This is a genomic window from Confluentibacter lentus, assembly GCF_002806995.1.
GTDB lineage: Bacteria > Bacteroidota > Bacteroidia > Flavobacteriales > Flavobacteriaceae > Confluentibacter > Confluentibacter lentus.
In genome coordinates this window covers 180989-200539 of sequence record NZ_NIHE01000003.1, presented here as the reverse complement: position 1 = coordinate 200539, position 19551 = coordinate 180989, and the positions used below count along the sequence as shown (strand labels likewise).

18 protein-coding genes and 1 riboswitch are annotated in these 19551 nt (G+C 34.7%); of the genes, 8 read left to right on the top strand and 10 right to left on the bottom strand.

Going from position 1 to position 19551, the window contains the following annotated elements:
* Positions 1 to 112 precede the first annotated feature (112 nt).
* A complete protein-coding gene (locus tag CDH50_RS07785) occupies positions 113 to 1813 on the top strand; it encodes a GMC oxidoreductase (RefSeq protein ID WP_100611451.1) in 1701 nt (566 codons plus the stop codon).
* A 2-nt stretch (positions 1814 to 1815) separates the two neighbouring features.
* Entirely contained in the window at positions 1816 to 2409 is a 594-nt protein-coding gene (locus tag CDH50_RS07780; protein WP_100611450.1) for a gluconate 2-dehydrogenase subunit 3 family protein, read from the top strand.
* Positions 2410 to 2524: 115 nt separating this feature from the next.
* Here the strand turns inward: CDH50_RS07780 and mnmE are convergent, their stop codons facing one another.
* Entirely contained in the window at positions 2525 to 3913 is a 1389-nt protein-coding gene (gene mnmE / locus CDH50_RS07775; protein ID WP_100611449.1) for a tRNA uridine-5-carboxymethylaminomethyl(34) synthesis GTPase MnmE, read from the bottom strand.
* 352 nt (positions 3914 to 4265) lie between these two features.
* Here mnmE and CDH50_RS07770 point away from each other — a divergent pair, with 352 nt between their 5' ends.
* A complete protein-coding gene (locus CDH50_RS07770) occupies positions 4266 to 4688 on the top strand; it encodes a hypothetical protein (protein WP_100611448.1) in 423 nt (140 codons plus the stop codon).
* Here the strand turns inward: CDH50_RS07770 and CDH50_RS07765 are convergent.
* The 5 genes from CDH50_RS07765 to CDH50_RS07745 all read right to left on the bottom strand — a co-directional run bounded on the left by CDH50_RS07765 (position 4677) and on the right by CDH50_RS07745 (position 9394).
* The gene (locus CDH50_RS07765; protein ID WP_100611447.1) at positions 4677 to 5510 is read right to left on the bottom strand and encodes a CvfB family protein; all 834 of its coding nucleotides are present in this window, start codon (positions 5508 to 5510) and stop codon (positions 4677 to 4679) included. The genes CDH50_RS07770 and CDH50_RS07765 overlap by 12 nt on opposite strands.
* A gap of 120 nt (positions 5511 to 5630) precedes the next feature.
* Positions 5631 to 5969: a DUF2853 family protein gene (locus tag CDH50_RS07760; protein ID WP_100611446.1), complete on the bottom strand. Its 339-nt coding sequence runs from the start codon at positions 5967 to 5969 to the stop codon at positions 5631 to 5633.
* 65 nt (positions 5970 to 6034) lie between these two features.
* Positions 6035 to 7795, bottom strand: a complete 1761-nt coding sequence (menD, locus tag CDH50_RS07755; protein WP_100611445.1) for a 2-succinyl-5-enolpyruvyl-6-hydroxy-3-cyclohexene-1-carboxylate synthase — start codon at positions 7793 to 7795, stop codon at positions 6035 to 6037.
* Positions 7796 to 7844: 49 nt separating this feature from the next.
* The gene (locus CDH50_RS07750; protein WP_100611444.1) at positions 7845 to 8966 is read right to left on the bottom strand and encodes a chorismate-binding protein; all 1122 of its coding nucleotides are present in this window, start codon (positions 8964 to 8966) and stop codon (positions 7845 to 7847) included.
* Positions 8966 to 9394: a PaaI family thioesterase gene (locus CDH50_RS07745; protein ID WP_100611443.1), complete on the bottom strand. Its 429-nt coding sequence runs from the start codon at positions 9392 to 9394 to the stop codon at positions 8966 to 8968. The genes CDH50_RS07750 and CDH50_RS07745 overlap by 1 nt, the downstream gene beginning before the upstream one ends.
* Positions 9395 to 9528: 134 nt before the next feature.
* Between CDH50_RS07745 and CDH50_RS07740 the strand changes: the two genes are divergently transcribed.
* The 3 genes from CDH50_RS07740 (at position 9529) to CDH50_RS07730 (ending at position 13849) form a co-directional block, all read left to right on the top strand.
* Positions 9529 to 10101, top strand: coding sequence for a GNAT family N-acetyltransferase (locus CDH50_RS07740; RefSeq protein WP_100611711.1), 573 nt, complete (start codon positions 9529 to 9531; stop codon positions 10099 to 10101).
* A 92-nt stretch (positions 10102 to 10193) separates the two neighbouring features.
* Positions 10194 to 10258: riboswitch (Fluoride riboswitch) on the top strand.
* Positions 10259 to 10296: 38 nt separating this feature from the next.
* Entirely contained in the window at positions 10297 to 11601 is a 1305-nt protein-coding gene (locus CDH50_RS07735) for a voltage-gated chloride channel family protein (RefSeq protein WP_100611709.1), read from the top strand.
* Positions 11602 to 11785: 184 nt separating this feature from the next.
* On the top strand, positions 11786 to 13849 hold the full coding sequence (locus CDH50_RS07730) for a DUF3857 domain-containing transglutaminase family protein (protein ID WP_100611442.1): 2064 nt from the start codon (positions 11786 to 11788) through the stop codon (positions 13847 to 13849).
* Between the two features lie 11 nt (positions 13850 to 13860).
* Here CDH50_RS07730 and CDH50_RS07725 read toward each other — a convergent pair whose 3' ends face one another.
* Positions 13861 to 14847 carry an aldo/keto reductase gene (locus tag CDH50_RS07725; protein ID WP_100611441.1) on the bottom strand — a complete coding sequence of 329 codons (987 nt, stop codon included), beginning with the start codon at positions 14845 to 14847 and terminating at the stop codon, positions 13861 to 13863.
* A gap of 138 nt (positions 14848 to 14985) precedes the next feature.
* Here CDH50_RS07725 and CDH50_RS07720 point away from each other — a divergent pair, with 138 nt between their 5' ends.
* Positions 14986 to 15345: a hypothetical protein gene (locus CDH50_RS07720; RefSeq protein WP_100611440.1), complete on the top strand. Its 360-nt coding sequence runs from the start codon at positions 14986 to 14988 to the stop codon at positions 15343 to 15345.
* Between the two features lie 20 nt (positions 15346 to 15365).
* Positions 15366 to 15782, top strand: a complete 417-nt coding sequence (locus tag CDH50_RS07715) for a thiol-disulfide oxidoreductase DCC family protein (RefSeq protein WP_100611439.1) — start codon at positions 15366 to 15368, stop codon at positions 15780 to 15782.
* A 5-nt stretch (positions 15783 to 15787) separates the two neighbouring features.
* On the opposite strand, the gene CDH50_RS07710 is transcribed toward CDH50_RS07715, so the two are convergent.
* The 3 genes from CDH50_RS07710 to aroC form a co-directional block, all read right to left on the bottom strand.
* The gene (locus CDH50_RS07710) at positions 15788 to 16612 is read right to left on the bottom strand and encodes a sulfurtransferase (RefSeq protein ID WP_100611438.1); all 825 of its coding nucleotides are present in this window, start codon (positions 16610 to 16612) and stop codon (positions 15788 to 15790) included.
* Between the two features lie 11 nt (positions 16613 to 16623).
* A complete protein-coding gene (locus CDH50_RS07705; protein ID WP_100611437.1) occupies positions 16624 to 18069 on the bottom strand; it encodes a dicarboxylate/amino acid:cation symporter in 1446 nt (481 codons plus the stop codon).
* 267 nt (positions 18070 to 18336) lie between these two features.
* Positions 18337 to 19398, bottom strand: coding sequence for a chorismate synthase (gene aroC / locus CDH50_RS07700; RefSeq protein WP_100611436.1), 1062 nt, complete (start codon positions 19396 to 19398; stop codon positions 18337 to 18339).
* Between the last annotated feature and the right edge of the window lie 153 nt (positions 19399 to 19551).

Below are 19551 nucleotides of genomic sequence, written 5' to 3'. Positions count from 1 at the left end.
AAAAACATGTTATAGTATTATGCTTATCTATAATTCATTATTGACTTCTTTTTAATATTTTTAAGATTAACTTTTTATTCATTATTTTAGTCCCATAAGCTATAGATAATATATGGCAAATTTCAACATTGACGCAAAAAAAAACATGGTCTATGACGCCATCGTTATCGGCTCTGGTATCAGCGGCGGCTGGGCTGCAAAGGAACTTTGCGAAAAGGGGCTTAAAACCTTAGTGCTCGAACGGGGAAGAATCGTAGAACATGTGGTTGATTATCCAACTATGAACCTTGATCCTTGGGATACGGAACTACGAGGCGGACTCACCCCTGAGGAAAAAAAGAAACATTACAAAAACATCCGTTCTGGTTGGGTGAACAGGGAAAATGAGCATTTCTGGGCAGACGATGCTGCAAACCCTTATACCGAGTCAAAGCCTTTTTTATGGCTGAGAGGTCATCAAATGGGAGGTAAATCCTTGCTATGGGGAAAACAAACCTACCGATGGAGCGACCTTGACTTTGAAGCTAACGCCAAAGATGGCAACGGTGTAGATTGGCCCATCAGGTATAAAGATATTGAGCCTTGGTACACCTATGTTGAAAAATTTGCGGGTATCAGTGGTGAAGCTTTGGGACTTCCGCAGTTACCAGACAGTCATTTTCTGCCGCCTATGGAATTGAATTGTGTGGAAAAGCACGTAAAAAATAGAATAGAAAAGGAATTTAAGAGCAGACATATGATTATTGGCAGAGTGGCGCATCTCACACAGCCTCATAATGGTAGAGGACAATGTCAAAATAGAAATAGGTGTGATAGAGGCTGCCCCTATGGTGCCTATTTTAGTAGTAATGCCGTTACCCTACCTCCGGCGAATGCCACGGGCAATCTAACCATTAGGCCGTATTCCATCGTGCAATCGTTGATTTATGATAATAAGAAAGAAAAGGTAACTGGAGTAAGAATTATCGATTCGGAGACAAACGATACCATAGAATACCATTCTAAAATTGTTTTTGTAAATGCCTCTACATTAAGTACAACACAGATTTTAATGAATTCAAAATCGAGCAGATTCGAAAACGGATTAGGGAACGATAGTGGTGAACTGGGGCACAATTTAATGGATCATACCTATAGAGTTGGAGCTATGGGCAAGGTAGACGGTTTTGATGATATGTACTATAAAGGGAGAAGACCCAATGGTATATACATTCCTAGGTATGTGAATATTGATGAAGATAGTAAATCGGACAAATTTGTGCGTGGTTTCGGTTTTCAAGGAGGTGGTTTCCGTGGTGGCAATCCTGCTAATATAGAATCGTTTGGTGCTGATTTCAAGGATAGTATCTTAAAGCCAGGTCCTTGGGAATTTTTCATTACCGGTTTCGCAGAGTGTTTGCCATATCATGATAACCAAGTAACCTTGAATACCAATGTTTTAGATAAATGGGGTCAGCCTACTTTATCTATTGATGCCGAATTTAAGGCAAACGAAAAAGCGTTGAACAAGCAAATACAGGAAGATGCGGTAGAAATGCTTCAAAAAACAGGCCTAAAGGATATTCACGGTTTCGATAATGAACATCCACCTGGTTATGGCGTACATGAAATGGGTACAGCACGCATGGGGCGGGATCCAAAAACATCCGTATTAAATGGGTTTAATCAGGTACATGCTGCCAAGAACGTATTTGTAACCGACGGTGCCTGTATGACCTCATCATCATGTGTGAACCCTTCATTAACGTATATGGCACTTACCGCTAGGGCAGCAAACCATGCCGTTTCCGAATTAAAAAAATTAAATCTTTAAGCATGGACAGAAGAAAAGCAATACAACGAACGGGCCAATTGGCGGTAACTACCCTATTAATGCCGTCTATGCTATCACTATTCCAATCGTGCCAAAAGGAAAACAGATTGGATTGGCAACCTGAATTTTTAAAGGAGGAAGAGGCCAAAACCATATCCGCTTTAGTAGATTTAATACTTCCTCGTACCGAAACACCGGGAGCATTGGACGTAAAGGTGGATGTTTTTATTGATAAGGTAATCGCACAAACCTATGATGCAGCGGAGCAAGAAAATATTAGAAAAGAAATTGCCGGCTTTAACGCAGATTGCGAAAAGACATTCGGAAACATATTTATAGATTTGAACAAAGCAGATCAGACAAAAATATTACAGGAAGCTGAGACCACTTCGGGAAAAATAAACCCTGGGGTTTGGGGTACTTCTATTGGAGAACAAAAACCAGTCGGGTTTTATAGAAGTATGAAATCGATGGCAATATGGGCTTATTTTACCTCTGAAGAAATAGGCGAAAAAGTATTGAACTACGACCCCGTTCCTGGTATCTACGACCCGTGTAAACCACTCTCTGAAATAGGCAATCGCTGGAGTTTATAGTAGCAGGAACTAAACCCAAACATTTAAATCTTATAAAATTGGATTTGGATTTATAAAAACCTACTCCATTTATGCATGTTCTAATAAAAATGGAATAATTATGAAAATCCTTAGCTTATTTCCCGATACAAAAATTAGCAAAAATATTCCCTAATAAATCGTCATTGGTAATTTCACCTGTAATTTCGCCAAAGTGATACAGTGCTTGACGGATATCAATAGCTAATAAATCGCCTGACAAACCAGATTCCAGTCCGTGTTTAACTTTTTGAATTTCATCCAATGCTTTTAATAAAGAATCGTAATGTCTGGAATTTGTTATAATGGTATCATTATTCCTTAATGATCCCGTGTTAACAAAACTTAAGAGTTTATCTTTTAGTTCTTCTACCCCAATTCCTGTTTTTGCGGATAATAGTTCAAGATTTGAAATTTGAGATTTGAGATTTGAGATGTCTTTCTCATTAAGCTTATCAATCTTGTTAGCAATTATAATTAATGGCTTTTGCGGATATTTATTTTTAATCTTTTCTAATTCCACTTTAAATTGCGGACCCAGCGTTTTAAATTGAGTGCTATCAAATAAATAAATAACAACCTGGGCCTGATCAATTTTTTCAAACGTTTTTTTAATACCAATACTTTCAACCACATCTTGGGTTTCCCTGATTCCGGCGGTATCAATAAATCGGAAGCCCATCCCTCCTATGGAGATTTCATCTTCAACAGTGTCTCTTGTAGTTCCTGCGATTTCTGAAACGATGGCTCGCTCTTCATTTAACAAGGCATTTAAAAGTGTTGATTTACCAACATTTGGCTCACCCACAATGGCTACTGGAATACCATTTTTAATGACATTGCCTACAGCAAAGGAGTCTATCAATCGTTTTAAAACAAAACTGATGCGTTCAACTAAGTCCTTAAATTTTGTTCTATCCGCAAATTCAACATCTTCCTCAGCAAAATCCAATTCCAATTCAATTAACGACGCAAAATTCAACAGCTCTTCTCTTAATTTGGCGATTTCAGATGAAAAACCACCACGCATTTGTTGCATGGCTATTTGATGCGACGCTTCATTGTCACTTGTTATTAAATCGGCTACCGCTTCAGCCTGACTTAAATCCAATTTCCCATTCAAAAAAGCGCGTAGTGTAAATTCTCCTGCTGTCGCCATTCGGCAACCATTCCTCAAAAATAATTGAATGATTTCTTGTTGAATATATTTAGAACCATGACATGAAATTTCAACCACATCTTCTCCTGTATAGGAATTCGGATTTTTAAAAACTGATACCAAAACTTCATCAATGGTTTTATTGCCATCCATGATATGGCCCAAATGAATGGTATGCGTTTTTTGCTTGGCTAAAAGCTTTCCTGAAACCGATTTAAATTGCTTATCGGCAAAATGAATGGCATCTGGTCCCGATAATCTTATAACTGCAATGGCACCAGCGCCAGAAGGTGTTGCTAAAGCTACTATGGTATCTTGAAGTATCATGGGGCAAAAGTAAATATAATTAGCTTAAATGATGTGGGCTTTTTTCAAAACCTAAACCTTAAAAGTTGATTGCTTTTATCATAACTTATTAATAAAGAATTACTTAAGTAAATATATAGCGTTTTAATGAAGTCATTTTCTTTCTTTTGAGTCTATTTAACAAATTTACAACATTACAGATAATATTATAAATTTTTGATTCTAATAAAAATATGATGAAGGATAATTAAAACTACACATATTATATTCAAAATTTTTATTAAAATACTGAATAATCAATAATATTTAATAAGCAATATATAATCCTTTATTTGGGTGGTATCTTTGCACTCCCTTATTGAAAAATAAAAATATGTCTATTACGGATACTCCTTTATATCAAAATGTTAAGAGCCATAAAACAACACATTTAGGTGAACTTTTCTTTTTTGAAAATTATTTAGTTGCCGAATTTAATGAAGGTGTGGAAATTAATTACAAAAATTTTGATGCCGTTAGGGAGTTAATTAAGGAACATTTTGGAAATGAAAGCTTCGGACTTATTAGCAACAGAATAAACTCGTATTCCATCGTCATCACAGATGCACCTTTATTTAATCAATGTGAAAGTCTTAAAGCTTACGCAACGGTGACTTACAGCTTGTTTGCGGAACGCATATTTAACGTTGAAAATTATTTTTTTAAATTTAATAAACAGAATTTCAACTCACTATCAGATGCTAAAGTTTGGGTTGAAAACACATTGACGATTAACACACAACAATCACTTAACTAAATAAATACCATCTGGTTTTATGTCAATAGTATGTTGTTTATATAAAGTACCTACCGCTTTTTTGAAGTTCTTTTTGCTCATTTGAAGTGTGCTTTTTATAACTTCAGGATCTGTTTTATCCGTAAGATTTAAATACCCATTGTTATTTTGAAGCTCATTCATAATTAATTGAGCATTGGGCTCTATGTTTCTGTAGCCTACTTGCCCAAGAGAAATATCTAATTTATTACCTGATCTTATTTTTTTAACAACGCCTTTAAGTCGGTCGCCAATACTTAAATCGGTGAAAATATTGTCCTTGTATATTAATCCATGATGTTTTTTGTTGACAATTACGTTCATACCAATATCAGATGGATGGGAAACAATTAAATCTACTTCTTCAAATTCTTCTACCGTAAGGTCTTTATTATCCAAAAACTGATTGGTTTTACTAGAAGCTACCAACCTATCTGATTTTTCATCCAAAAAACAATAAACCAAATACCAGCCGCCTTTTTTCATTGGGAAGGCTTGCTCCTTAAATGGACAAAACAATTCCTTTACCAATCCCCAATCTAAAAAAGCACCATAGTCCGTCACTTGACTACATCTTAACAAGGCAAAATCATCACGCTTTACATATGGGAAATCGGTAGATGCAACAGGACGTTCTTCATTATCTAAATAAACAAAAACATCTATTTTATCCCAAATTTTAAACGCTTCAGGAACATATCTATTTGGTAAAAGCACTTCGTTATTTTCATCGTCTACTAAATAGATGCCATGATCTGTTTCACGAAGTATTTCTAAGGTATTTATTTGTCCTAATTGTATCATGCCGCAAAGGTATAATATTAGATTGAGTTTTATTTACATCAATAAAATTTTAAAATAAATTCAATAAAAAAGCATTACCAAAATCTAGTAATGCTTATGTATATGATGTTAAAATTCAGTTTAATAAACCGATTCTTTTTTAAAATGTTTTACTAGCAAATAATATACAACAACCCTGTATTTATTGCGATTGGATTTTCCATAGGTTTCCATGATGGTGTCAATCCCTTTATCTAAATCCGGACTATCTTTTAATCCTAATTTTTTGATTAAAAAATTACTTTTAATGGTTTGTATTTCAGAATCGTTAGAACCTGAAACCGTTGATGAGTCAGCATTATAAATAGAAGGGCCGCAACCAATAGTAACCTTGGTCAATAAATCCATATCAGCAATTACATCAAATTTTTCTTTTAAATCTGCCGCATATTTAACAATAAGCTCATCTCTTTTATTCATAATGAATAGTATTGGGTTAAATTAGAGATAAATATATAATTTTATTTGAAAATAATTATAATTTCCTACGTTATGAAATTAAAATACTCTAAAAGAATTTCGTCATTCAGTGTTCTTGGTGTGAAAATTTCTAACAATTTCGGACTTTCAGAATCTGAATAGAACGTTTGCATTTTACCTTTTATTTGCAATACTGTTTTTGCAGTTAGGTATTCAATGCCATACATTTTACACAGATGCTTAGCGGATAAGTTGTGCGTTGTTTCAAAATAATCATCAAAATTGTCGCTGTTTTTATGACCTGGTAATATCCTAAAAATACCACCACCTTGATTATTAATTACTATAATTCTAAAATGTTTAGGGATGTAATTATTCCACAAGGCGTTACTATCATAAAAGAAACTTAAATCACCTGTTATAAAAACCGTTGGCTTTTTGCTAACTACGGCACAACCAATAGCTGTACTCGTACTGCCATCAATGCCGCTAGTGCCTCTATTGCAATAAACTTCCAAGGTTTTATCAATGTTGAATAACTGTGTATAGCGAATGGCAGAACTATTCCCAACCTGTAAAATATAGTTTTTTGGCAAGGATTTTAATATAACCTCAAACACTTTTAAATCACTAAATGGAATTTGTGCTAAATACTGTTTGTGCTTTTGCAACCGTTTTTGTTTTACTACTGCCCAAACATCACGATAATTACTCTTTACATAATGCGTAATTTTTGGCAATAGCGCCTCAAAAAACTGATTCGGTGTCGCTTCAACATGGTTTGTGAGACAAAAGAAAGTGTCGTTTGCCAACTTTTTATCAATGTGCCAATGTTGTTTGGGCTGGTGTTTTCTTAGGAATGTTTTTATCTTTTTTGATACTATTAAACCACCAAACGTTATGAGGATATCTGGCTTTAATTGTTTTTGCTCCTCTTTGGTTAGTGGCGCAATAATTTGATCTATGGAAGGAAAAAAACTTTCATGGTGCAAGTTGGATGTCGTTTCAGTAAACACAATAACACTATTGTCTTCTGCCAATTCATTCAGCCATTTTTGCTCCACTTCGTTTGGATTACAAACCCCTACCAATACCATTTTTTTAGCTGCCGAATTCCAATCCTCCAAACAACTTTGAATGATATAAGAATCTATAGGTTTATTTTTTAAAACAATGTCCTCCGATTTTGGAGATACGGTTAATTTCCCAACAGTTTCATACAAAGGTTCATCAAACGGAATATTAATGTGAACAGGACCTTTATTGATGATGGCATTGTTAATAGCCTCATTAATCTCAATTTCATTATGTGTTTGAATATCTTTTTGAAAACCTAGAAAACGCTCCAGCTTATCTTCTATATTTTTCATGATAGGCAATTCCTCATGCTCTGGGATGTTATTTTCGTCTTTGATATCCAATTTTAAATGGGTAGAAAATAAAATATGGTTTTCAAATACATTTTTCTGATTGATGGTTTGTCCATCGCCTATACCAATTAAATGCTTAGGTCTATCGGCTGAAAGTACCACCAAAGGGATATCGCTATAATACGCCTCAGAAATTGCTGGGTAATAATTCAATAAAGCACTTCCCGACGTACAAAGTACTGCGGTAGGCTGTTGTAACTTTTGGGCCATTCCTAAAGCAAAAAAAGCAGCGCTACGTTCGTCCACTATACTGTAACACGAAAAGTACGGATCGTTTGTGAATCCAATTGTTAAGGGTGCATTCCTGCTACCTGGTGAGATAACAATATGCTTTATTTTCTTTGCTTTACAAAGTTGGATAACCGTTTGCGCAAGAGGGATTTTTGGGTAAATCATGTTCCATCTAATCTAAGCTACAAAAGTAAGAAATAGAAGTTAAGAAAACCTATTGCAAAATATTTTTAATAATCTTAGATTTTGAAACGGTTTCCTCCCACTCAGCTTCTGCGTTTGAGGTTTCCGTAATACCACCACCTACGTAAATATGGGCATGGTGTCCTTGAATTTGCATGCACCTTAAATTAACATAGAGCTGTGTGCTCTTTTTGGCCATTGTATATGCTCGGTTTTCAATATTCTTTTTGGAAGACCTTGGAGCGATGTTCGTTTCGAAATTGAGCTCTCCTAAAAAACCCGTATAAAAATCCCGATTATAATGTTCGTTTTCTAAAATGAAGGTTTTGGATTCCGACTTAGGAAACCCACAAACGGCGGGCGTCGGATGTAAATCGAAAATAAGTTGTTTCAAATTAGAGGTCTCTGGCTTTAACTGTGCAGAAATCATGGTTCTTAAATGCAGTAAACTCCCTGCCTTAACGGTTTCTATTTCTGAAACTTTTAAATTTTCGACTGAAGGTTTCAAATGTTCAATAATGAAATCCGTTACTATTTGTTGTTCATTTATTTCCTTGTCTTTCCAAATAACATTTGTGGTACCTTTATAATCTTGGGTTCCAGCCAATGCCATGATAGAGAAACGATTGCCTTCTATTTTCAGTAATGTTTCTGGTGTGGCTCCTAACCACAAACCTACTTTTGGATGGTACCAGCAATATACAAATGCCAATGGATATGTGTTTAAAAGTCTTTTGAAAACTGAAATCGGATTGGTTTCTAAAAGCAGAACCGTCTCTTTTCTTGATAAAACAACTTTGGTAAACTGATTACTTTTAACCGCTTCGATACCTTTATTAATAAGGTTTATATGATTTAACTTATCTTCAGACGAAGCTTCGTTGGTTTTATATTCCGATGGATTATCATCTGCAACGTCAAAAACAAACTCAATTTTTTCAGAATTATTTAAAGGTAATAAAACAGTCCTTTCATTGTCGTCAAACGGGGAAAACACAAAACCCTTCTCTGTAAAAGTTTCAGCAATGTAAAGTTCATCATCATTCTGAAATAGGGCATTAACTAGTGCGCTATTGGGTTTTCGGTAGGCAACAAAGGGCAATGCATTTTTGTATTGGGTTTCAATACGCTTAAAAAAATTATTCAAAACCATTAACTATTGTTTTTTGGTAATGAAATAGTCGATAATTTACAAACGGCTATTAAATTATCGGCTTCATCGGTCACACGTATATCCAGCAATTGCGTAGTTCTTCCTTTATGGATAAAGGTTGCTTTAGCATAAATAAAACCTTCCTTAATGCTTTTTAGATGATTTGCGGTAATCTCCGTACCACGCACAAAAAATTTTTCGGTATCAATAAAAATATGAGATGCAAAACTCCCAACACTTTCTGCCAAAGCTGCCGTAGCGCCACCATGTAAAACACCATCAGGTTGATGCACTCTAGAGTTTACGGGCATCCTTGCTACCAAAAAATCATCTCCATAATCAATAATCTCAATTTGAAGGGTTTCCATCAACGTATTTTTACTGGTAGCATTTGCTTTTGCAATAACAATTTCTTTAGTTAATGACATAAAATATCGTATTTTTAATCATGTTTGCAAAAGTACAAAATGACAAACGAACCCAATAAAAAATTAGTGTAAATAATAATTGATTCCTGCCGGAGTTTATCTTGAGCGATAACCGAAAAACAGAAATAAAAACCATGAAAGCACCAACTCTAGAAAACCTACGTGTAAAATTGTCGCTTTTAGATTTAAGCAATTACAAACACTTAAGCGACATTGCCCAGCAACCTAATTTGGTGCAATATTCGCCCAGTAAAATTGATACACCCGAAGATTTAAAAGACTATGTGCAAACAGCTGTTGATGACTATTACCATAAAACCGGCATTCCTTTTATTGTGTTTGACAAAGAAGCAAACGCCTATGCTGGTTGTACCCGTTTCGGATTTATAAGTTGGCAAAACAAGGTGATGCATATTGGTTGGACGTGGATTGGTAACGAATTTCAAGGAACTGGTTTAAATATGCACATGAAGTTTTTAATGTTGCAATATGCGTTTGAAAACTTGGAATTTGATAAAGTAGAATTCAGGGTTGATGAACGGAACATGCGCTCCAGAAAAGCCGTTGAAAAACTAGGTGCCACATTGGAGGGTATTTTACGTAAAGACATCTTACTGCTAGATGGTTTTAAACGAAGTAGCTGTTGTTATGGTATGTTGAAAGAGGAATGGCCAACAATTAAAATGACTGTTTTTAAAGGATTTTAGACGTTTCGAAATTTAAATACTTGCGGCTTAACAATTAGCAGGTATTTGACATACCAATTGTTGTAAAGCTTTCATTTTATTTTATATTTGTACTTCATATTGGCAATGAGGTCTGCCTTAAACCGCTCCAACTGGAGCTGATGACTTCTACTTTTAATGGCTCATGCCACTGTAGGAACATGTATTCAAGGCAAAATGAACAAAACAAAAATAAAGAAGTTTTTATTCTCATTTGAGCAAATCCCCTTACTATTATATCTTTTCAAATGGATCTTTATTTGTTTGCTAATAGGTGCTATTGCTGGTTCTATCTCCGCTTTTTTCCTATTGAGTTTAGATTGGGTAACCAATTATAGAGAATCCCATTTATGGATAATTGCCTTATTACCCATTGGTGGTTTTATCATAGGTTTATCTTACCATCTGTTCGGAACTAGTGTTGTTAAAGGGAATAATTTATTGCTTGAAGAATTTCATACACCAAAAAAAATCATTCCTTTTAGAATGGCGCCGCTCGTATTATTCGGGACCCTTTTAACACACTTGGTTGGTGGTTCTGCTGGTCGTGAAGGAACAGCCGTTCAAATAGGTGGTGCTATTGCTGATAGGTTTACAAAAATTTTGAAACTTTCAAAACGGGACAGAAAAATTGTTTTAATCGCAGGTATTAGTGCTGGTTTTGCTTCTGTTTTCGGAACACCATTGGCAGGTGCTATTTTTGCTTTGGAAGTATTAATTTTAGGAAGATTACGCTTAGATGCCATCATCCCCAGTTTTATGGCTGCCGTTTTTGCTAATTATTTTTGTGACATTTGGAACGTTTCGCACACCCATTATCACATTAGTTCTATTGCAGAAATGACACCTGTAAACCTTTTGTGGTCTTTATTGGCAGGAGTCATTTTTGGTCTTGTAGCCATGCTTTTTTCAAAATCCACACATTTTTGGAGTCATCTTTTTAATAAGAAAGTAAAATACCCCCCATTTCGTCCCCTTATTGGTGGTACCATTTTAGCCATTGCCATCTATTTTATGGGGACGACTAAATATATAGGACTTGGAATCCCCACCATTGTTGATGCTTTTAGCGTTGACCTAAACTCCTATGATTTTTTATTAAAAATTTTGTTCACCTCATTTACGCTTGGGGCTGGTTTTAAAGGTGGTGAAGTAACGCCTTTATTCTTTATTGGAGCCACTTTAGGAAATGTCTTAATATGGTTCATTCCTTTGCCAATGGGACTCCTTGCGGGCATGGGATTTGTAGCTGTTTTTGCAGGAGCAACCAATACTCCCATCGCTTGTACGGTCATGGCCATAGAACTCTTCGGCATTGAATCAGGGGTTTTTATGGCGTTAGCATGTTCTACCGCTTATCTTTTTTCTGGCCATTCTGGTATATATTCTTCACAAATCATTGGGAGTCCGAAACATAACTCTTTCATGCGTGAAAAAGGCATGCAACTCTCTGAAATTAAAAAAAAGAGAACCCAAAAATGAAGTTTTGAATAAACGACAATAAATAAACTCCAGAATTTCATCGCGTTAAAATAAAATGAGGTTTAAGGGTTATTATTATGTATTGCCTATTAAAGATAAACGAATAAAAACGCTTTTTGCTTTAATAACTTTGTAAGTAAACTACAAACAATTACATTTACCATTATACAAATAGTCGTAATTTATGAGAAACCTTATTATTGGCTTTATTGCTTTTTTATATTTTTCTACAGCAACATATGCTCAAGTAACAAAAGAAATGGAGCCTTCGTGGTTAGATGACATCCATTATTCCAAATCTGACATTGATATTGACGACGTATCCCAAGGAACGCATACCTTACTTTATGATACCCAAATTAACGTTCCCCAACAAACCGTTTTTTATAGGGTTACAACCAAAGTAACCGATAATGTTGGTATTCAAAATGCTTCTACCATAAATATCAGCTACGACCCTAGTTATCAAAAATTAAAATTCCATAAAATACATATTATTAGAAATACTGAGATTATTGATAAATTAAATATTTCAAATATTGAGGTAATGCGACGTGAATTAAATGCCGAAAGTCATTTATACGATGGGGCTTTATCTGCAGTCATGAATATTTCTGATGTAAGAACAGACGATATTATAGATTATTCATACTCTATTATTGGCTTTAATCCTATACATAAAAATATTTACTCTACTAATTTTTTCTTGAACGACTTTAAATCAATTGGAAAAATACATGTAACGCTTCTATCTAAAAACAAACTCAACCATAAAGCGTTCAATACATCTGCCAAACCCGTTATATCTAAAGTAAACAATCTAAATAAATATGAATGGGAAGCTTCTAATACAAAAAAAATAGAATTTGAAGATGATATTCCCGGTTGGAAATTAATGTATGAAACCGTCTTTGTAAGTGAATTTAATTCATGGAAAGAGGTGGTAGATTGGGGATTGGATATTTACAAAATTGATGAAAAAGTCGACACCGAATTACAAGCAAAAATTGATGAAATTAATGCTGCCTACGAAACAAATGGTGAAAAAATAAAGGCTACATTAAATTTTGTACAAAATGAAATTAGATATTTAGGCCTAGAAAATGGTATTGGAAGCTACAAACCTTTTTCTCCCAATCAAGTATTTAAACAACGGTTTGGAGATTGTAAAGACAAAAGTTTGCTCATGGTAAATATGCTAAGCAAAATGGGTATTGAAGCCTACCCGATGTTTGTAAATACGTATTTAAAGCAAACCATTAAGGATTTACTCCCCTCTCCTAAAATTTTTGACCATTGTGTTGTAAAAGTAATTGATGGCAGCGAACGTTGGTATGATCCTACAATTACAAACCAAGGCGGATATTATGACAGCACACACTTTCCCGACTATGCACATGGCTTAGTTCTTAAAAAGGGCAATGACTCTTTTGATGACATTAAACTGTATTCAGAAAATAAAATTGAAACATTTGAGGAATATACGATTGATAGTATTGGCAAAGGCGCTAGATTAAAAGTTGTTACTATTTATCATGGTGGAGAAGCAGACAATATGCGAAACTATTATAAAAGCAATAGTATTAACTCCATTCAAAAGGAATATGAAAAATTCTATTCAAACTATTATTATAATGTATCTTCATTAAAAGCACCTCAATTTGAGGACAAATTAAACTTAAATACATTCAAAATATATGAAGAATACAAACTGGATAGTATTTGGCAACCCATGGCCGAAAAAACCGATCATATTTCTGCAACCTTTATACCTAGTAGTCTTCTAAACTCGTTATACCTTCCTAACAATGATAAAAGAAATTCCGAATTAGCCATCGTTTATCCTATAACCAGGGAACATCAAATTAAAATTAAATTACCAACCGATTGGGGAATTAAAAATGAAAAATTATTTGTAACCTCTCCAGGGTTTTATTATGAATGGAAAGTTGACTATGATAGAAAAGAAAAAACCATCAACCTTAATTATTATCTAAAAACACTAAAAGATCATATTACTCAAGATGAGTTTAGAATATACAACCAAGATGCCAAAAAAGTAGATCAGACCACGGCATACATGATTTATATTCCTAAAAATTTCTCGAATATGGCCTCAATATCTAATGGCAGTAATATCCTTTTTGATGGCATTGTTGCAATTGCAAAATTATTATTTATAATTGGTATCATTATTACTATCGTCCTTTTGATATTTTGGTATACCCAAAGGAAAAAAGCAAAATAATCTATTGTTTTTTAATACCCTCCACGAATGTAATCGTGTATTTCTGTTTTATACAACGCTGTTAAGGTAGCATATGCTTCTGGCGACAAGGCCAGTAAATTAGAAACTTCAGCATTGGAAATGACTTGTTTTGGTGAACTCGCACCTGGAATGATCGTGCTAACCGCTTTATGATCTAGTATCCAACGCAACGCCAATTGTGTCATAGTCAAATTATTTGGCAATACATTCTTTTTAATGCGCTCTACCAGCTCCAAACCTTTTTCAAAAGGCAAGCCTGCAAAAGTTTCGCCGACATTAAACGCCTCCCCGTTTCGATTAAAATTTCTATGGTCGTCTGCTGCAAATGTTGTTTTAGCATCAAATTTACCTGATAATAAGCCGCTTGCCAATGGCAATCGCACAATAATACCAACACCTTTAGCTTCCGCTTGCGGAAATAATCCGGTCACCAATTTTTGCCTGAAAATATTAAAAATGACTTGTAGTGACAATAAGCCTTCTTGTTCCATACAAACAAGACCTTCTTCAACGGTTTCAACGCTAGCGCCAAAATGTTTAATGAGGCCTTCTTTTTGTAAATCGCGAAGCCAATTAAAAATGCTTCCTTCTTTTAAATAATGTGGTGGTATACAATGCAGTTGTAACAAATCTAAAGAATCAACACCTAAACGCTCCAAAGAGCCTTCAACCGTTTTACGTAAAACATCTTTGGTGTATTTATCCGGAAACGCATTTCCTGCCCTACCAAATTTTGTGGCAACTAGTATGGGCGTGTCACAAGTTTTTAGAAATTCACCTATTAAGGTTTCACTTTTTCCGTCGCCATAAACATCGGCCGTATCAAAAAACGTAACATCATTTTTAACGGCCTCATTTAAAATATCAAAAGCAGCATCTTTAGAAATATCAATTCCCCAATTGCCTCCCAATTGCCAACACCCCAAACCAACTTCACTAACATTAAATCCGTTTGTCCCTAATTTTCTAGTTTTCATAAAATAATCTCAAAATGTTTATTAATAATAGTTTACAACTTTTAATCGTATAAAAAGCTTATAAAAACGAAATTATAAAGCTTTCAAAATTAAAAAGTATAGATTTAACTTCTTAATCAGACATTAAATATATAAACTATGAAACCAATAATGGTACTTTTATTAATATTCTTTGCCGGAACTAAATTTTGTAATGCGCAATTTATTTCGGGAGATGACAAATTACATTTTGGTACTGGAGCGTTAATTTCTGCCGCCACATATGGCCTTGTCTATAGTGTTTCAAAAAATAAGAAAAAGGCTTTTTGGTATAGTTTAGGCACCTCTACGCTTGCTGGTTTAGCCAAAGAAATTTATGATAGTAACCAAGAGAATAATGAATTCGACACAGGCGAAATGATAGCGACCTCATTGGGTGGCTTAACGGCAACGGTTACCATAAATTTATTTGTCGGAAACCGAAAAAACAAGCACGTATCGTTTGTTCCTATTGAATAGTCAAAATTGTATCTTTGGATATGGCATTCAATCTCCCAAAAAACAAAAAATTAATCCTTTTTGATGGCGTGTGTAACCTATGCAATTCGTCGGTGCAATTCATAATTAAGCATGACAAGAAAAACATATTTCTTTTTGCGGCACTACAAAGTGATGTGGGGAAAGAAATTGTTAAAGATTTTCATATCGATACCAATAAAACAGATTCCATCTTGTTTTATACTCCAGAAAAAGGGATCAATTATAAATCTACTGCCGCTTTAAAAATAGCTCGCCATTTAGAATTCCCGATAAATCTAACGAGTATTTTTATCATTATACCTGCTTTTATTAGGAATTGGGTATATGATTATATTGCAAGAAATAGATATAAATGGTATGGTAAAAAAGAGCATTGCATGATACCGACACCAGAACTTAAAAATAAGTTTTTATAATAGACCTAATCCTTGACCAAGCTACCCCATTCTGTCCATGAACCATCGTAAATCGAGATATTTTGATATCCCGAAATAGTAGCTCCTAAAGCTAAAACACAGGCCGTAATACCAGACCCACACGAAAAAATAAGCTTATCTTCTTTTTTAGCAAATTTTTGAAGTTTAAATTCGATTTCTTGTTTTGGTATCAATAGATTATCATTCAGCAAATCCTCATAAGGTAAATTAACGGAATTGGGGATAGTTCCCATTCTCAATCCAACCCTTGGTTCTGGTTCCATAGACTTAAACCTAGCTTCAGATCGTGCATCAACTATGAGGGGTGATTTCTTTCTGGAAGCTTCCTTTACATCGTCAAAAAACCTCATTAATTCAGATTTGTAATTTGCTACAAAATCACCTTTTTCTATCGGTTTACTGGTTTTTATTTCTGTTTTATAACCCAACCTAATCCATTCCGGCAGTCCGCCATCCAAAACCGCTACGTTGTCATGATCCATCGCTTTAAATAACCACCAAACCCTAGCACTAGAATAAATTCCTTTATCATCGTAAACTACAATAGCACTATCTTTATTTATACCTAATTTTTGCGCTTCCTTTGTGAATTGCTCTTCAGAAGGACATGTAGTTGGAAATGGTGCTGATGTATCACTAAAAGCTTCTTTTAAATCGAAAAAGCGCGTGTTTGGTATTTGCACTTCGGAAGTTTCTGAAGATGGATTAACAACTTTTTTAATGGAACCATCCAGAACAACCAAATTATCTTCGTTTAAATGATTGAAAAGCCATTCAACAGAAACAGTGGGGTGTTTAAGTTTCGTCATGACATTATTTTTTAAGAATCCAAATCAAATGTTTCAGATGTATCTTTTTTATTCTCATAATGAAGCATATTTTCGCCATCGGCAATAATGGAACATACAATAGAATCGCCCGTTACATTAACAACCGTTCTAAACATATCTAAAATCCTATCCACTGGAAAAATAATGGCTATCCATGCTGGATTTAATCCTACTGAATTTAAAACAACAATAAGCATAACCAATCCAGCACTGGGAACTGCTGCCGATCCAATAGATGCCAACGTTGTAGAAAGTACAATGGTTAATTGCTGACTAAAAGTTAAATCTATCATGTGTAATTGTGCCAGAAAAATAACAGCTACCGCTTGATATAAGCTCGTACCATCCATATTTACTGTTGCTCCAATCGGCAAAACAAAACTGCTGACTTTTTTATCCACACCTAAATTTTGTTCCACACACTCCATAGTTACAGGCAATGTTGCCGCACTACTGGATGTTGAAAACGCTAAGGTTTGTGCTGGCCCCATAGCCTTAAAAAAGCCCAGATAGGGTATTTTTTTTACGAATAGCCTTAAAATTCCCGGATAAACCACAAAAATCATGAGGAACAACCCAATTAAAACAGCTAAAGAATACCAACTTAAACCTTTAAAAATCTCAACCACTTTACCAACATCATTTCCTGCCATTTTGCTAACCACTCCTGCTAGCAATGCAAACACAAAAAAAGGTGCTGCCTGCATCACTAAATCAACCATTTTGAGAAAAACTTCATTAATACCATCAACAATGTTCAAAACAGGTTGCGATTTTTCTTTATCAATAAAAAGTAAACAAATCCCAAAAAACAGTGCAAAAAAGATGATTTGGAGCATCATGCCATTATTTGATAAAGCAGCCACAAAATTCTCTGGCACTATATCTACCAAGGGCTGTAATGGTGATACTTGTTCCTGCTTTTTAGCATTTTCAATTTTGTCTGAAAATGAAGCTTCATTAAGTTGTGAATTTGATAGTTTTGAAATTTCTTGAATTCTATCTTTTAAATTTGGGTCTTTTAAATAACTAACACCGTCTTTAATATCGTGACCTTCAGTAGTCGCCCAAATTTCATAACTTATTCTGTTATCAATTCTACTGTCCTCATCTATAAGTTTCCCCGGGTTTATGGTGTTAACTAACAGCAATCCCAAAGAAATTGCCATGATGGTCGTAAGAAGATAAATGAGCAAAGTTTTTCCTCCCATGCGTCCTAAACTAGCAGGGTCACCAATATTGGCAACACCTCCAATGATGGAAAATAATACTAAGGGAACAGCAATTAATTTTAAGAGATTGATAAAAATCGTCCCAAATGGGTCAATCCAGTTTATGGTAAAAGCACTCCAACCTAAAGTACTGGAAAGCAATGCCCAAATAATACCAAGAATCATTCCTATTAATATTTTCCAGTGCAATGCTAGTTTTTTCATATGCTAAGTCTAAACGTTGAAGTATGCTGACTAAGATATTAATAAATACTGAAATCTCTTTTTTAGGGCTTCATATTTTTATGAAAAAAATGTCATTTTTCTAGTGGATTCCTAGAGTTTATCTTGAGCATACACGAAAGAAAAACGATAAAACAGCAAAATGTCATTCCTATGTAGGCAGGAATCTATGGATAACTAAAAACTAACATGTGGATTCCTGCCTGCGCAGGAAATCGAAGATTCGACGAAGTCAATGACAAATAAATACTATTGATATAGCTTATTAATCAAATAAAAATCTGCCAAAACCAAAGCAGCCATAGCCTCAACAATAGGCACCGCTCTTGGCACAACACATGGGTCGTGACGACCTTTTCCATGCATATCCACCACATTGCCTTGATTATCAATAGTTTCTTGACTTTGCATGATGGTGGCTACAGGTTTAAAAGCAACATTGAAATAAATATCCATTCCGTTACTAATACCTCCTTGGATACCACCTGATAGATTGGTTTTGGTGGTGCCATCGGCATTAAAAATATCGTTATGCTCGCTACCTTTCATTTTAGAACCTTCAAATCCACTACCATATTCAAATCCTTTTACAGCGTTTATGGATAGCATGGCTTTGCCCAATTCTGCGTGCAGTTTATCAAAAACAGGTTCCCCTAAACCAATAGGTACATTTTTAATAACGCAACCCACAGTGCCTCCTATGGTATCACCTTCTTTACGGATTTGTTTGATTCTTTCAATCATTCTTTCCGCAGTTTCTGTATCAGGGCAACGCACAATATTTGATTCCGTAAGGGAAAAATCTATTTCGCTAAGTGGCTTTTTTAGAGCAATATCACCTACAGAAGATACATAAGCGTAAATTTTAACATCCTTTAAAAGTTGTTTGGCAATAGCGCCAGCAACGACCCTGCAAACCGTTTCTCGGGCAGAACTGCGTCCACCACCACGATAATCACGCACACCATACTTTTTATCATAAGTATAATCGGCATGACTGGGACGATATACATCTTTTATATGAGAATAATCATTGGATTTCTGATTGGCATTTTCAATAATAAACCCAATAGGCGTTCCAGTGGTTTTACCTTCAAAAATTCCTGATAAAAATTTAACGGTATCTGGTTCCTTTCGTTGGGTTACAATTTCAGATTGCCCAGGTTTTCTCCTATCCAATTCATTTTGAATAGCATCAACATCGATATCCAATCCAGACGGACATCCATCAATAACACCTCCTAAAGCAGCACCATGAGACTCACCAAAAGTGGTAAGATTGAACAGTTTCCCAAAAGAATTTCCAGCCATAAAATATTTTTTTTGCTAAAGTAAATCTAATATTAGAGATACAAAAATGAAATTAAAAAAAGACCAGCGATTTAAACCCTAAAACAACGCATAACAATTATATAACCATATACTTAAAAACACTTAATTTAAAATTAAAGTTTAAGTAATGTT

Coding starts and splice junctions, on each gene's coding strand:
- CDH50_RS07785 (WP_100611451.1), top strand. CDS start 113: ATGGCAAATTTCAACATTGACGCAAAAAAAAACATGGTCTATGACGCC.
- CDH50_RS07780 (WP_100611450.1), top strand. CDS start 1,816: ATGGACAGAAGAAAAGCAATACAACGAACGGGCCAATTGGCGGTAACT.
- mnmE (WP_100611449.1), bottom strand. CDS start 3,913: ATGATACTTCAAGATACCATAGTAGCTTTAGCAACACCTTCTGGCGCT.
- CDH50_RS07770 (WP_100611448.1), top strand. CDS start 4,266: ATGTCTATTACGGATACTCCTTTATATCAAAATGTTAAGAGCCATAAA.
- CDH50_RS07765 (WP_100611447.1), bottom strand. CDS start 5,510: ATGATACAATTAGGACAAATAAATACCTTAGAAATACTTCGTGAAACA.
- CDH50_RS07760 (WP_100611446.1), bottom strand. CDS start 5,969: ATGAATAAAAGAGATGAGCTTATTGTTAAATATGCGGCAGATTTAAAA.
- menD (WP_100611445.1), bottom strand. CDS start 7,795: ATGATTTACCCAAAAATCCCTCTTGCGCAAACGGTTATCCAACTTTGT.
- CDH50_RS07750 (WP_100611444.1), bottom strand. CDS start 8,966: ATGGTTTTGAATAATTTTTTTAAGCGTATTGAAACCCAATACAAAAAT.
- CDH50_RS07745 (WP_100611443.1), bottom strand. CDS start 9,394: ATGTCATTAACTAAAGAAATTGTTATTGCAAAAGCAAATGCTACCAGT.
- CDH50_RS07740 (WP_100611711.1), top strand. CDS start 9,529: ATGAAAGCACCAACTCTAGAAAACCTACGTGTAAAATTGTCGCTTTTA.
- CDH50_RS07735 (WP_100611709.1), top strand. CDS start 10,297: ATGAACAAAACAAAAATAAAGAAGTTTTTATTCTCATTTGAGCAAATC.
- CDH50_RS07730 (WP_100611442.1), top strand. CDS start 11,786: ATGAGAAACCTTATTATTGGCTTTATTGCTTTTTTATATTTTTCTACA.
- CDH50_RS07725 (WP_100611441.1), bottom strand. CDS start 14,847: ATGAAAACTAGAAAATTAGGGACAAACGGATTTAATGTTAGTGAAGTT.
- CDH50_RS07720 (WP_100611440.1), top strand. CDS start 14,986: ATGAAACCAATAATGGTACTTTTATTAATATTCTTTGCCGGAACTAAA.
- CDH50_RS07715 (WP_100611439.1), top strand. CDS start 15,366: ATGGCATTCAATCTCCCAAAAAACAAAAAATTAATCCTTTTTGATGGC.
- CDH50_RS07710 (WP_100611438.1), bottom strand. CDS start 16,612: ATGACGAAACTTAAACACCCCACTGTTTCTGTTGAATGGCTTTTCAAT.
- CDH50_RS07705 (WP_100611437.1), bottom strand. CDS start 18,069: ATGAAAAAACTAGCATTGCACTGGAAAATATTAATAGGAATGATTCTT.
- aroC (WP_100611436.1), bottom strand. CDS start 19,398: ATGGCTGGAAATTCTTTTGGGAAACTGTTCAATCTTACCACTTTTGGT.